Origin of the sequence: Archangium gephyra (assembly GCF_042230915.1) — a bacterium.
Taxonomy (GTDB): domain Bacteria; phylum Myxococcota; class Myxococcia; order Myxococcales; family Myxococcaceae; genus Archangium; species Archangium gephyra_B.
Genome location: NZ_CP102578.1, coordinates 2,171,119 through 2,184,875 on the forward strand (window position 1 = coordinate 2,171,119; position 13,757 = coordinate 2,184,875).

The 13,757-nt window shown below is 70.8% G+C and carries 10 protein-coding genes; 5 read left to right on the plus strand and 5 right to left on the minus strand.

The window, feature by feature from the left end; all coding sequences use genetic code 11:
- Window positions 1-2: 2 nt before the first annotated feature.
- Both sufT and NR798_RS08640 read left to right on the plus strand, forming a co-directional pair.
- Window positions 3-563, plus strand: coding sequence for a putative Fe-S cluster assembly protein SufT (sufT, locus tag NR798_RS08635; protein ID WP_375770959.1), 561 nt, complete (start codon window positions 3-5; stop codon window positions 561-563).
- A 15-nt stretch (window positions 564-578) separates the two neighbouring features.
- On the plus strand, window positions 579-1,049 hold the full coding sequence (locus tag NR798_RS08640; RefSeq protein ID WP_375770960.1) for a hypothetical protein: 471 nt from the start codon (window positions 579-581) through the stop codon (window positions 1,047-1,049).
- A 39-nt stretch (window positions 1,050-1,088) separates the two neighbouring features.
- Here the strand turns inward: NR798_RS08640 and NR798_RS08645 are convergent, their stop codons facing one another.
- Window positions 1,089-1,841 carry a fatty acid desaturase family protein gene (locus tag NR798_RS08645; RefSeq protein WP_375770961.1) on the minus strand — a complete coding sequence of 251 codons (753 nt, stop codon included), beginning with the start codon at window positions 1,839-1,841 and terminating at the stop codon, window positions 1,089-1,091.
- Between the two features lie 170 nt (window positions 1,842-2,011).
- Between NR798_RS08645 and NR798_RS08650 the strand changes: the two genes are divergently transcribed.
- The 3 genes from NR798_RS08650 to infC all read left to right on the plus strand — a co-directional run bounded on the left by NR798_RS08650 (window position 2,012) and on the right by infC (window position 5,785).
- Entirely contained in the window at window positions 2,012-2,773 is a 762-nt protein-coding gene (locus tag NR798_RS08650) for a crotonase/enoyl-CoA hydratase family protein (protein WP_375770962.1), read from the plus strand.
- Window positions 2,774-2,931: 158 nt separating this feature from the next.
- Window positions 2,932-4,815, plus strand: coding sequence for a PHB depolymerase family esterase (locus NR798_RS08655; RefSeq protein WP_375770963.1), 1,884 nt, complete (start codon window positions 2,932-2,934; stop codon window positions 4,813-4,815).
- Window positions 4,816-5,065: 250 nt separating this feature from the next.
- Entirely contained in the window at window positions 5,066-5,785 is a 720-nt protein-coding gene (gene infC / locus NR798_RS08660) for a translation initiation factor IF-3 (protein ID WP_375773738.1), read from the plus strand.
- A gap of 50 nt (window positions 5,786-5,835) precedes the next feature.
- Here the strand turns inward: infC and NR798_RS08665 are convergent, their stop codons facing one another.
- The 4 genes from NR798_RS08665 to NR798_RS08680 form a co-directional block, all read right to left on the minus strand.
- Window positions 5,836-6,336 carry a YkgJ family cysteine cluster protein gene (locus NR798_RS08665; protein ID WP_375770964.1) on the minus strand — a complete coding sequence of 167 codons (501 nt, stop codon included), beginning with the start codon at window positions 6,334-6,336 and terminating at the stop codon, window positions 5,836-5,838.
- 8 nt (window positions 6,337-6,344) lie between these two features.
- Complete coding sequence (locus NR798_RS08670) at window positions 6,345-10,124, minus strand: DUF3857 domain-containing protein (RefSeq protein ID WP_375770965.1); 3,780 nt, start codon at window positions 10,122-10,124, stop codon at window positions 6,345-6,347.
- Between the two features lie 71 nt (window positions 10,125-10,195).
- The gene (locus NR798_RS08675; protein WP_375770966.1) at window positions 10,196-12,022 is read right to left on the minus strand and encodes a serine/threonine-protein kinase; all 1,827 of its coding nucleotides are present in this window, start codon (window positions 12,020-12,022) and stop codon (window positions 10,196-10,198) included.
- A gap of 113 nt (window positions 12,023-12,135) precedes the next feature.
- A complete protein-coding gene (locus tag NR798_RS08680; protein ID WP_375770967.1) occupies window positions 12,136-13,641 on the minus strand; it encodes a RecQ family ATP-dependent DNA helicase in 1,506 nt (501 codons plus the stop codon).
- Window positions 13,642-13,757: the final 116 nt, after the last annotated feature.

Consider the following 13,757-nt stretch of genomic DNA (forward strand, 5'->3'; position numbering starts at 1 on the left):
GGATGAGAGGTTTGCTGACACCACTCGCGCGCGACTGCGAAGTGACGATGATTCCCAGCGGTGAGCGGGTGACGGTGCCCGCGGGCACCGAGGTGCGGGTGCTGCAGACGCTCGGCGGTAACGTGACCGTGCAGGGCGACTACGGGCAGCTCATGCGCATCGACGAGAAGGACGCCGAGGTGCTGGGCGCCGACTATCTCGCGCAGAACCCGAAGTCCGCCGAGCCCCAGTCCCCGGCCGCCGAGGGCACGTTCGACGAGGAGCAGGTCTGGGAGCAGCTGCGCACGGTGTACGACCCGGAGATTCCGGTGAACATCGTGGAGCTGGGCCTGGTGTACGCCTGCAAGGCCACGCCGCTGCCGGAGGGCGGTCACCGGGTGGAGATTCAGATGACGGTGACGGCGCCGGGGTGCGGCATGGGGCCGGTGCTGGTGGATGACGTGCGCCAGAAGGTGACGGGCCTGCCCGGGGTGAAAGAAGCGGACGTGCAGCTGGTGTGGGATCCACCGTGGGATCAGAGCCGCATGTCGGACGTGGCGCGGCTGCAGCTCGGGTGGATGTAGCCTTCAGGAGGGGATATGCGAAAGCCTGGCTGGAGTGGTCTCGTTCTCTGTGCCCTGCTCGGATGCTCGGCACCGAAGTCCTCGACGGGGAGCGAAGCGCCCCCGCCTGCACCCGCAGCCGCGGCGTCCAAGCCGCTTCAGGTGACGGCGTCTCCCGCGTCCAAGGATGACATCATCCTCAAGAGCGTCGAGCTCCAGGGCAACACGCTGGTGGCGAGGGTGATGCACGGGGGCGGCTGCAAGGAGCACACGTACGAGCTGCTCTGGAACGGCGCTTTCCAGAAGTCCGCGGCGGGCGAGGCGCAGGCGGAGCTGGTGCTGGCCCACGACGCGAACGGGGACTCGTGCGAGGCGCTGCTGAACCGGACCGCGAGCTTCGATCTCGGGCCCCTGGCGCAGCGCTGGCGGGAGCAGAACAAGGGCGAGCACGGCGTGGTGGAGTTGCGCTTCACCGGCTCGCAGGTGACCGGGCGTTACACCTTCTGATCGGGCTGGGACCGGAGCAGCTCCAGTCCCAGCGCCGGCTCACGGCGTCGCGAGATCGGGCGCCGGGGTGCTCTCCGGGGTCTCGGCGGTGGTGGGCGCGAGGTTCATCGTCTCCTCGCGGGGCGGCAGCCCGGTGACGGCGGTGATGAGCTTCTCCAAGCCGTTGAAGAAGCCGATGGCCTCCAGCGGCCGGTTGAGCCACCCGGTGGTGATGCAGTAGTGGCTCGTATGGGGCGCGGTGTGGTGCACGTCATGGTGCTCGCGGCCGAGGATGATGCCGCGGGCCTGCAGCCACGACACCAGGGGCGAGACGTTCTGCATGTGCGACCACTTGTGGAACTGGTTGGTCCCGAAGACGCCCAGGCACAGCATCAGCACGAAGGTGAGCGCGGACGAGGCGAGCGGCGCCTCCGGCCCCGAGGGCAGCAGCAGCGCGAGCCCCAGCACCGGCACGCTCACCAGGCAGTTGTGGCCGTTGGTGGCCACGAAGCCGTGGCGGGTGATGTCGAGCGGGTCCTCGTGGTGGACGCGGAAGGGGGTGACGAAGGTCTTGCCCAGCACTGGCGTGGTCCGAGAGAACCACGTGTCGAACAGCCAGTGCACCAGGCCGGACACGAGGTCGGCCGTCACGAAGCCCAGCACCGCGCTCACCGCGATCATCACCACCGTCTGGGAGCCAGCCGCTTGCACCACGCGGCGCGCGAGCAGGGCACACAGGACGAAGAAGAGGACAACGCCGAGCTTTTCCTGCCACTGGGCGGGGCGGGCTTGGGTGGACGTGGCGACGGACATGCGGGGTTCCCGGGGTAGTGGCCAGGTCCCTGGGCGGGTCCTGCCTTGAGTGTCCGGCAGCCTACACCATCAGTGGAGGCGTTGCCTTTCTGGCCTGCCCGCTCGCACGGGTCACAAGTGGGTGACGCAGCGGATTGCGAGGCCCGTCCGAGGGTGGGACACATGTCTCCATGAGCGTCCGCGTCGAGAAGAAGGGGCCCGTCACCACCGTCATCCTCCACCGTCCCGAGGTGCGCAATGCGGTGGATGGCGCCACCGCCGAGGCGCTCGCCCAGGCCTTCCGGGAGTTCGAGGCGGATGACGAGGCCCGGGCCGGTGTCCTGCTCGGCGAGGGAGGCACCTTCTGCGCGGGCGCGGACCTGAAGGCGGTGGCCGAGGGGCGGCTGCCGCATCTGGCGCCCGAGGGGGATGGACCGATGGGGCCCTCGCGCATGGCGCTGAGCAAGCCGGTCATCGCCGCCATCTCGGGCCATGCCGTGGCGGGAGGGCTGGAGCTGGCCCTCTGGTGCGACCTGCGCGTGGCCGAGGAGGACGCGGTGCTGGGCGTGTTCTGCCGCCGCTGGGGGGTGCCGCTCATCGACGGCGGAACGGTGCGGCTGCCCCGGTTGATTGGCCTGTCGCGCGCGTTGGACCTCATCCTCACGGGCCGTCCCGTGTCCGCGCAGGAGGCGCTGGGCATGGGGCTCGTCAACCGCGTGGTGCCGCGGGGCGGTGCACGCGAGGCCGCGGAGCAGCTGGCCCGGGACATCGCCGCCTTCCCGCAGGCCTGCATGAACGCGGACCGGCGCTCGGCGTATGAGCAGGCCGGGCTCCCGCTGGAGGCGGCGCTGCTGCAGGAGTTCCAGCGCGGCATCCAGGTGCTCGAGAAGGAGTCACTGACGGGCGCGAAGCGCTTCGCGGACGGCGCCGGCCGGCACGGCTCGTTCGAGTAGGCAAGGGCCCCGGCGGGGCCGAAAACATCACGAGTTGAAAGCTGGTTCAGTTTTCAGCTGTTTTTAACGCGCCGCGTCTTGAGCTACGACAGCCAGTGAAAGTCTGTTCTCGCCCCGCGGCCGCCCGCCTACCCCCCACTCGCGGCCCCGGAGGCACCATGTTCGGTCGAGGCTCCCCCCGTCTTTCGCCGTCCACTCCACTTCGCGGGCTGCGCTGTGCGGCGCTCCTGCTCGCCGCCGCGAGCTGCGGTCCCCTCGAGGAAGGCGCTCCCGAGGAGCAGGCCGCCTCCGACGTGGCGCAGGTGGAGCACGCGCTCACGCAGGTCACCAGCTTTGGCACCAACCCGGGCAACCTGCTGATGTTCCGGCACGTGCCGGCGAGCGTGCCGGCCAGCGCGCCGCTGGTGGTGGTGCTGCACGGCTGTACGCAGACGGCCGCGGCCATGGAGAACACCGGCTGGACGGCGGCGGCGAACGTCTACAAGTTCTATGTCGTCTACGCGCAGCAGCAGAGCGGCAACAACTCCAGCAGCTGCTTCAACTGGTTCGAGCCCGGTGACATCGCGCGTGGCGCGGGTGAGGCGCTCTCCATCAAGCAGATGGTGGACAACATGAAGTCCACCTACTCCATCGACCCGGCGCGCGTGTTCATCACGGGCTTCTCGGGCGGCGGGTACATGGTGCCCGTCATGCTCGCCACCTACCCGGACGTCTTCTCCGCGGGCGCCGTCAACGCGGGCGGGCCCTACAAGTGCGCCCTCTCGATGAACGAGGCCTTCACCTGCATGAGCCCGGGCATCGACAAGACGCCCAGCGCTTGGGGAGACCTCGTGCGCGGCGCCTACTCCGGCTACACGGGCGCCCGCCCCCGCGTGTCCATCTGGCACGGCACGAGCGACTTCACGGTGAAGAACTCCAACGCGACCGAGGCGATGGAGCAGTGGACCAACGTGCACGGCATCGACCAGGCGGCGGACTTCACCGAGACGGTCGCGGGCTTCCCGCACAAGGAGTACCGCAACAGCGCGGGCACGACGCTCGTGGAGACCTATGATCTCACCGGCATGGGCCATGCGGTGGCCATCGACCCGCAGTACAGCTACCCGGGCAGCACCACCGTGTGCGGCGCCACGGGCTCGTACCTGTCCGACGTGAACATCTGCGCCTCGTACTACCAGGCGAAGTTCTTCGGGCTCACGGGCGGTGGCGGCACGGGCGACACCACCCCGCCCACGGTGAACCTGACGGCCCCAGCCAACGGCGCCACCGTGAGCGGCACCGTCACCCTCACCGCGAGCGCCTCGGACGCGGTGGGCGTCACCCGGGTGGAGTTCTACGTGGATGGTGCCCTGGCCGGCTCCGACAGCGCCTCCCCCTTCGAGCTGGCCTGGAGCAGCACCAGCGTGGCCAACGGCTCCCACGCGCTCAGCGCCAAGGCCTTCGACGCCGCGGGCAACTCGGCCACGGACGCGGACACCTCCGTCACGGTGAGCAACAGCGGCACGAGCACGCCCGTCACGGTGAGCTTCACCAGCGTCGCCGCCGATGATGGCTACATCAAGGCGAACGCGGATGGCAGCCTGCCGGCGCTCGGCACGCTCACGGGCCTGGCGCTCGGCCGCGGCACGGACGCCAAGCTCAACCGCTCCTTCCTCTCGTTCGACACTTCCGGCCTGCCGGACGGCGCCACCATCACCCGTGCCTACCTGACGGTCGGCTACTCGTCCGGCTCGGGGGACCCGTGGGCGAGCCCCGCTGGCAACACGCTCGTCATCGACGTGAAGACGGGCACCTTCAACGCGGCCGCGACCGAGACGGCCGACTGGGGCGCCGCCGCCAACGCGAGCGCCGTGGCGAGCATCCCGAGGTTCACTCTGGGTACGACGAATTCAGCGGATTTCGGGAGCGCCGGCCTGGGGGCCATCAACAAGACGGGGAAGACCCAGCTGCGGCTGCGCTTCACCCAGGATCAGGCGACGACGGCCTACCTGTTCATCCAGGACGGGACGAACGCCCGGCTCACCGTCGTCTACACGCCATAGTCGAGGGTTTCCAGGGCAGGAAGGCCATTCGGGTGTTAGTGTGACCCCACGGCTATGGGCAGGAAGCAAGGCCCGTTCGTACGCCCCCTCTCCCTCTGGGCGGGGGGGCGCTTCGAGGCACTCCCGCTTTGGGGGGCTGTCAGCCAGGTGGGCCGCCTGCCGTACTCGTCCCGCTTCATGCCGTACCGTAGGGGCCTGCCCCATCTTTACAGGGCGTAGGTCTGCAAACCCTTATTCGGAGGAAGAGCACATCATTCGCGAACAGAGAAGTCCTCGCGGCGGAAGCCGCGATCAGAGAACGAATCGCCGTATCCGCGCTCGCGAGGTTCGCGTCGTGGGGTCCGATGGCGCCCAGCTTGGCGTCATGCCCCTCGAGGCCGCCCTGACGCTGGCGCGAAATGAAGGACTCGACCTCGTCGAGATCAGCCCCATGGCCCAGCCGCCTGTCTGCAAGGTGATGGACTATGGCAAGTTCAAGTACGAGGAGAAGAAGAAGGCCGCGGAGTCGAAGCGTGCCCAGGTCGTGGTCCAGCTCAAGGAAGTGAAGCTGCGCCCGAAGACCGAGGAGCACGACTACGAGTTCAAGGTCCGCAACACGCGCCGTTTCATCGAGGACGGCAACAAGGCGAAGGTCGTCATCCAGTTCCGTGGCCGTGAAATCACGCACAAGGAACAGGGCACGGCCATCCTGACGGACGTGGCGAACGACCTGAAGGACGTGGCGGTGGTGGAGATGCCGCCCCGCATGGAAGGGCGCATGATGTTCATGATTCTCGCGCCCACGCCGAAGGTCGCCCAGCGCGCTCGCGAGGCCGTCAAGCAGGCCGCGGCCAGCGCGAAGAAGTCCCCTCCGCCGGCGAGTGCCGCGGGTGCCGGAAAGCCGGCTCCTGCTGAAAAGGCTCCCGACGCGGCCCCGCAGCAGGAAGCCGCTCCGAGCCCGAGCCCGAGCCCCGGCCCGGCGGCTCCGTAAGCGGAAGCACCCGCACGCGGTGGACGCGCTCCACCGCGTGTGGCGAACCCTCAGCCCGGGCTCTCGAAGCGCCTGGGGCCGCCGTGGAAGTGCTGGTCGAGAAAGGCCTCGGCCCGCTCCCGCGCGGCGCTCGTCTCGGACGAGAACCCCCCGTCCTCACCCCAAGCCGCGAAGCGGGCACGCTCCAGCACCGAGGAGGGGCTTGGGTCCGTGCCGGGCCCGAGGCTCCGCTCCACGGCGGAGAGCAGCGCGTGCGCCTGCTCCACCACCGCGAGCGCCTCCTGGAACGAGACCGTCCCGCCCGCCAGCGCGTTGAAGAGCCGGCAGGCGTAGCGGCGGCAGCCTTCCGGACGCCCGGCGTAGACGGTGCACACGCGTCCCTTCAGGGCCGTGCAGCACTGGCGGATGGCCGGAGCGCCATCCGCGAGCGCCACCACGTCCAGCCCGTTCCGCCGGGCCGCGCCCACCTCGGCGGGCTGGAGCGGAACGTGGCTGAAGAGGTTGCCGTCGCAGCACAGGCCGCAGCCGCGGCACAGCTCGGACAGGGACATGGCGCGCCCTACTTCACCAGCACCAGGTCCCTCGACTGCACGAGGTCCACCTCGCCCGCGAAGTGCGCGAAGTCCTCGTACTGCTTCACGGGGATGCGGGCGCGCTCCACGCGCAGCGTCTCGTCGACGGTGAGCGTGCGCCCCTCCTGCTTTTCCGTGCGCAGCAGGCGTCCGAAGGGGCCCTCCACCTTCAACTGGGCCTGCGGGTCCGCCAGCCGGAAGCCCTGCGGCATCGTCAGCGTCACCACCGTGCGGCTCGACTCCGTGTCGTCGATGTAGAGCGGCGTGGTGCGCGTGCTGAGCTGCACGTACTGGCGGCCCAGGCTCGCCGGCATGGTGATGGGCGGCATCACCACCTTGTCCTTGTCCACCCGGGCGAAGCCGGACGCCTTGAAGGTGTAGCGCACCGTGAAGGGCGCTCCCACCTCCTCGGAGCGCTCCAGCTTCAGGTCCGTCAGCTCCGCCCCGCCGAAGTAGCGGCCCACCGCGCTCTGCAGCGCCTGGCGCCGGCGCTCCCCGGAGATGGCCTCGAAGGCCTCCGCCAGCTGCGCCGCGTCGAAGCCCGTGTACTGCTCCTCGCCCTTGCCGAGCAGCTGGCCGCTCCCATCCACCTCCAGCGCCAGCTTCACCAGCTTGCCGGGCTGCTGCTTCACCGGCGGCGTCTTCACCTTCTCCATCGCGCGGCCGGGCTCGGGCAGCAGGTACGCGTCCCGCTCGCCCAGCGCGGACTCGGGCAGCTCACCGAAGGGCGCGAAGCGCGTGGTGGTGTCCAGCCACACCGGCCCCTCTCCCGGCACGTCGGCCCGCAGCGCCACGTACGGCAGCAGCGACTCCTCGGGGAAGAGGTAGTCCGCCGGGTCCGCCGAGAAGGTGCGCACCGCCACGACGCGCGCGGGAATCCCCAGCACCTCCAGCCCCGCCTTCAGCACCCACAGCCGGCTGCCCCGGTCCTGCGCCACCGAGGACGCCGCCGACTGCGACAGCCCCGCGTCCCGGCCGATGAAGCGCTTCATCACCGCGGCGTACAGCGCCTTCACCGCCTCCAGCCCGCGCTTGTCTCCGGCCGCCTCGCGCGCGAAGGCCTCCAGCTCCCAGTTGAGCGCGCCCTTGTCCAGGAAGGCGTCCGAGTACACCGCCACCAGCTTGTCGTTGCCCGTGGTGCCCGCGCCCACCACCACGAAGGGCAGGTACTCCTTGCCCGACGGCGGACCGTCCGGCTCGGGGATGAAGGGCGGCACGTTGCGCGCCTCGAAGGTGAAGAGCTCCTCGTCCCCCTTCACCACCGGCGGCGGGGCCTTCATGTTGTGCGCGTCCACCTTCATGCCCGTGCCCTTGGGCGCCACCACCGTGTACGTGGCCCGGTGGTCCGGCAGGTTGGCGACGCGGAAGTAGAAGTCCGACGCCGTGAAGCCCGGCTGCGCCGGTCCGCGCGAGGCCTCGGCCATCAGGTACTCCACCTCCACGTAGTCCCCCACCTGCACGCCCGGCAGGCTGATGGTGTCCTTGCCCTCGATGCTCTCCGGCTCCAGCACCGTGCCGTCCGCCTTGAGCGTCCGCAGCGCCAGCACCTGCGCGCCCGAGGGCAGGTTCACCTCGGCGATCTCCTGCACGCCGCTCTGCTCCAGCGCCTTCTGGATGCTGTGGATGCGGGTGACCTGCGAGCCGTCCTGCCAGACCTGCGTGGCCGCCGCGTCCAGCACGTACACCGCGGCGCTCTCCTGCGGGCCCGGGTTGGCCTCGTAGTCCTTGATGGCCTGCCGCCCGTCGATGGCGTGCGCCTGCAGAAGCTCCTGCCCCGTCTTCGCGCGCACCACGGCGCGGCGCATGGCGAGGTTGCCCCCGTCCAGCAGCAGGGCCTGCTCGCGCAGCGCCAGGGCCCCGGCCGCATCTCCGGCCAGCTCGCGCACGTCCGCCAGCTTCTCCAGCACCCGCGCGTTGCGCGGCCAGAGCGCGCTCAGGTTCTTCAGCGTGGCCGAGGCCTCGTCGAAGCGCCGCTGCGCCACGTACGCGGCCGCCAGCGACAGGCCCGTGGTGATGTCTCCCGGGTTGCGCGTGAGCTGCTGCTGGTAGAGGGCGGCGGAGCGCTCCAGGTCGCCCCGCATCCGCGCGTGCTCGGCGGCGCGAGGGAGCGCGCCCGGGCAACCCACCAGCGAGGCCACCAGCTCGTCCGCGCGCGCCACCGCGTCACGCCGCCGCGCCAGCCCGTAGCGCAGCCCCAGCGCATCGCACAGCCCCGGCTGCACCTGGAGCGCCGCTTCCATGCTCTCCTCGGCCGCGCTCTCCACCTCCAGCGCCATGGCCGTGCGCGCCTCCAGCAGGAACAGGGGCCAGCCCGGCTGCTTCACCGCGGCCCGCGCCGTCTTGAGCGTCTCCATCGCCGCGGCGTGCTGCCCATCGTTGAGCGACAGCTCGGCGCGCAGCAGCAGCGCCGTCACGTCGCCCGGGTCCTTCGCCAGCGCCGCCTCGATGTCCCGGGTCGCGCGCCCGCGGGCCACCTTGGTGGGGATGCTCCGGTCCAGCGAGGCCAGCTCGGCGCGCAGCGACAGGACGGCGGCCGTCTGCGTGGACTTCTGCAGGCGCGTCATCAGCCGCCAGGCTCCGTCGGAGTCCCGGCCCATGCCGTCGCGCACCGCGGCGAAGTCCGCCAGCAGCGGGCCCGCCTCACCGGCGAGCGCCGCGGCCAGGTCCTCCGCGCGGGGGTACACCAGCTCCGCCTTCGCCTCCCGGGGCGCCGAGCCCCACGAGGAAGGCGCGGGTCCGCTGGCCGGGCTGTAGCGGATGTTCGACGGGCGTCCATCCGCGCGCGCCAGGGCGAAGGACACGTTGGCCCCGCGCTGCTGGTCCTTCAGCAGCTTGAGGAGGATGCGGTGCCGGCCCGCCGCGAGCTGCACGGGACGCGCGGCCACCGTGGACGCGGCGTGGGCGAAGTCGCGGCGCTCCAACAGGGGCGCTCCATCCACCATCACCTTGAAGGAGGAGGCGGAGACGGCGCGCACCAGGTAGACGCCCGCCTCGGCCACCTCGGCGTCCACGGCCATGAGGTAGATGTCGCCGCTGGCCGGCTCGCCCGCCACGTCCAGGCGGCTGTCCGGCGCGCGCAGGGTGCGCGGCACGAGCGGACCGAAGGGGCCGGTGAAGGGGCCCGCCAGCGAGCCGTCCTTCTCCGGTGGGGTGGTCTCGTCGAAGGCGAGCAGGTGCCAGGGCGAGAAGGGCCCCACCAGCGTGGCCGTGTCCACCGCGCCCATGTCCTTGAGCGCGCGGGCCTGGGCGGCCCGGTCATCCCTCAGGCCGAGGATGGCCACCTGGCTGGCGCGCAGCAGTTGGGCGGCCTCGCCCGAGGCCCCGGCGTCGAGCGCGGCCTGCAGGCCCGTGAGGATGACGTCATCCAGCGCGGGGGAGGTGCCCACCAGGTCCAGCACGTAGCGGGCGGAGGGCACCGCGAGCGGATGGCGCGGGGCGCGGGTGACCACGGCCAGCGCGGCATCGAGCGCGCGGCGTGGCTGGGCGGAGCGGCGCGCGAGCAGGTGCTGGCCATAGAGGGCGTAGGGGTCCGCCGGGTCCTTGGCGCTCGCCTCGTCGAAGCGGGACTGGGCCATGGCGGGGTCTCCCGCCATCAACCAGGCGTGGAAGCCCGCGAGCGCGAGCGTGCGCGCCTCGCTGGTTCCCTTCTGCGCCGCGCTGGCGGCCTGGTCGAGCACCTCGGTGGGCGAGGTGGAGTGGGCACAGCCGGCCATGGCGAGGCCGGAGATGAGCAGCAGCACGGAGAAGCGGGGAGTGAGCGTGCGCATGGAGCGCACAGGGATAGTTCAATCCCCCGGGTGAGGCCACATCCACTTTCAGCGGTTGGCCTCTCTCCTGCTCACTTCGAACGCTTCTTGGGCGCGGGGGCGGGCTTGGGCGCGGGCTTCTTGACGGGAGGCGGGGCCGCGGCCCTGGGCGCCTCCACCCGAACGGCCGCCGACGCCTGGACGGCACCGGCGGGCTTGGGCGGCAGGGTCTTGACCTGGTAGCTGAAGTTCTCGGCCTGACAGATGCCCTCGATGCAGCCGATTGCGGGGACGGGCGCGACGCCGAACCGCCGCTCCTGCCAGTTCAGTCCCAGCTGGAGGGGCTCGAGGATGGGGCGCTTGTCTCCCTTGGTGCCCAACGAGGCGACCAGCGCTCCTTCCTCGTCCACGGCCAGCTCGAGCTCCACGGGGCCCTGGGGGGAATCGGGCCCCAGCATGGTTCCCTGCTTCTCTCCCAGGCTCCACTCGAGGCGGATGGGGGTGCCGGCCCCGCCATACACCAGGGCCACGTACCGCTTCTGCTCCGGATCCGGCGACATCAGCAGCAGCGCGACCTCCGAGTCCGGCAGGGGATCGTGGAGCACGGCGTGCTGGAGCGTCTCGAAGAAGGTGGGCGCGGGGCGCAGGGTGTCCACCCGGGCCGCGAGGCGGGCGGTGTCGCCCCTCATGCCCGGCAGGTCCACGCGCATGAGGCCCACGCGCGACTGGCCTTCCACGGCCGGGAAGACGAGCTTCCGGTCGTTCAGCTCGAGGGGACGGCCGGACACCAGCAGCGAGGGTTTGTCGGGGCCTTCCCCCAACACCACCTTGCGCGGCTCTCCGTCCGAGGACGTCAACCGCCCCGCCAGGCGATCCGCCGAGGCCGGTCCGAGATCTCCGGTGAGCGCGTTGCCCGGCGTCATCGGTACGCGCCGCTCCGTGGTGCGCAGGTACGCCATGCCCAGCACGCCCACCGCGGACAGCACCAGCAGCGTGGCCACGGCTTGCAGCAGGACGCGCACCGCCTTGCGCACGGCCCGGCCCACGCGCTGCATCCGGTTGAGCTTCGCCGGCCGCAAGGTGGTGTAGTGCGGGGCGAGCGGCTCCAGGTCCCGGATGAGCTCGGTGACGCTCGCGTAGCGGTCCGCGGGCAGCTGCTTGAGGCAGTTGGCGATGATGCGATCCAACCGCGGATCCAATCCCGGCTTGCGGCGCGAGGGGGGCTCGAAGCTGCCCGCGGGCAGCTCGCCCACCAGCATCTCGTAGAAGATGAGGCCGAGCGCGAAGATGTCCGCGCGCCCGTCCGCCGTCTTCGCGTCCACCCGCTGCTCGGGCGCCATATAGGACAGCGTCCCCATGGCCACGTGCGTGCTGGTGAGGGCGAAGCGCGTGCTGGTGTCCTCGAGGAAGGAGGCCAGGCCGAAGTCCGTCACCTTGGGGAGATCGCCGGCCTGCTCGTCGAAGAGGATGTTCTCCGGCTTGAGGTCCCGGTGGATGACGCCGCGGTTGTGCGCGTACTCGATGGCCCGGCAGATCTGCAGCATCACCCGCAGCGTCTCCTGCGGGTCCTGCTGGGGCGCGCGCATCCGCTCGCGCAGCGAGGGCCCGTCCACGAACTCCATCACCAGGTAGTACGTGGACGCGGTGCTCCCCTTGTCGACGATGGAGACGATGTTGGGGTGGTGCAGGGCGGCGAGCGCCGCGGCCTCCTTCTGGAAGCGGGCGACGAAGCTCTCCTCCTGGGCCAACTGCTGGCTGAGCAGCTTGACGGCGACGGTGCGGCCCAGCGACAGCTGGGTGGCCTTGTGCACCTCTCCCATGCCGCCGGCGCCGACGAGGCTCTCCAAGCGGTAGCCGGGGATGAGATCCGGCGCGTGCGTCCGGCTGATGGCGGTGGCGGTGGCGTCGAGCGATGACATGAGGGGACGGGCGCGAGGCTAGCAGAACCTTCCGGTTCCGGGCGTACACGATGATCCAGGACGCTACAGGCCGTCGCGCGTGAAACCGTTTCCTCCTGCATACCGTTTTCCAGCTACACCGCACCGCCCGGGTTCGCTGCGGGTGCGGGTGGTGAGGCGATGCGTGTAGGGCTGGCTGCGTCGAAGTGGCCAGCGGCGCGCTGCTCGCAGTTGTCGCAGTGGCCGCAGTCCTCGTGCTCCGGCTCATCGAAGTACTCGCCGAGCAGACGCCAGCGGCACCCGGTGGTCTGTCCGTAGCGCATCATCTGCTGGAGGCGTTGGCGATCACTCTGGTGACGCGTCTCGTAGGCGGCGAGGTAGGCGGCGAGCTCCTCGGCGGTCTCGAAGTCGCGCAGCTGCTTGAGGCCGCGTGCGCCGCGCTCGAGGATGCCGGCGCCGGCGAGCTGCGCCACCAGCACCTTCACCCGGTTGGCCGCAAGGCCCGAGGCCTCCGTGAGCACCTTGAGGGATACGGGTTTGCCCTGACGGTGGGCCCAGAGCTCGCGCAGCACCGAGTAGAGCGCCTGGGACTCCTCGCGCCGGGGGTACTTGCCGCCGAGGAAGTAGCTCTGGATGCGTTTGTCCTCCAGCCGGTAGAGGAGCACCGCTCGCGCCGGCTCGCCATCACGGCCCGCGCGTCCGGCCTCCTGGTAGTAGCTCTCCAGCGAGTCGGGGAACTGCCAGTGCACCACGAAGCGGATGTCCGGCTTGTCGATGCCCAGGCCGAAGGCCTTGGTGGCCACGATGACGCGGTAGCCGTTCTCCATGAATCGCTGTTGGATCTCCTCGCGCTCGGACGTCTTCAGCTTGCCGTGGTAGCGCGCGGCCGGGATGCCGGCGGCCTCGAGCCACTGCCACACCTCCTCGGCCTTGCGGACGGTGGCGGTGTAGATGATGCCGGTGCCGCGCTCCTCCTGGAGCAGCTTCATCACCCGGGCCTTCTTGGCCTCGGGGTTCACCGTGCGGGCCACCTCCATGAAGAGGTTGCCGCGCTGGATGCCGGTGTTCACCACCCGGGCCCGCTCCATGCCGAGCTGCTTCAGTACGTCCTCGCGCACCTGCGGGGTGGCGGTGGCGGTGAGCGCGAGGATGGGAGGCCGGCCGAGCTGCTGCACGGCGTCGCGCAGCGCGAGGAACGCCGGGCGGAAGTCGTGCCCCCACTGGGAGACGCAGTGGGCCTCGTCCACGACGAAGAGGGAGACGCCCGCCTTGCGCAGTGCCTCGAGGCGCTCGGGCTTCTCGAGCTGCTCGGGCGTGACGTAGATGAGCTCGTGCTCGCCGCGGCGGACCTCCCGCGCCACCTGGTCCGCCTCGCGCGCGGTGAGCGTGGAGTCGAGCTTCACCACGTCCACCGCCGCCTCGGAGAGTTTGTCGTGCTGGTCCTGCATGAGCGCCAGCAGCGGCGAGACGACGACGGTGGCCTTGGGCAGCAGCAGGGCGGGGAGCTGAAAGGTCAGCGACTTGCCCGCGCCGGTGGGCATCACCCCCAGCACGTCCTCGCCATCCAGCAGCGCCTCGATGATCTCCTGCTGGCCGGGCCGCAGCTCCTCCACGCCGAAGTGCTCCCGGGCCTCGGCCATGAGCTGCTTCCAGCTCGGCCTCTCGTGACCGTGACTTCCCTCTGCCGCGTCCTTCTCTCTGGGAGTGCCCATGGCGTCCCTGAAGGTAGGGGGCCGTGTTCACCCCTGGGAGCCAG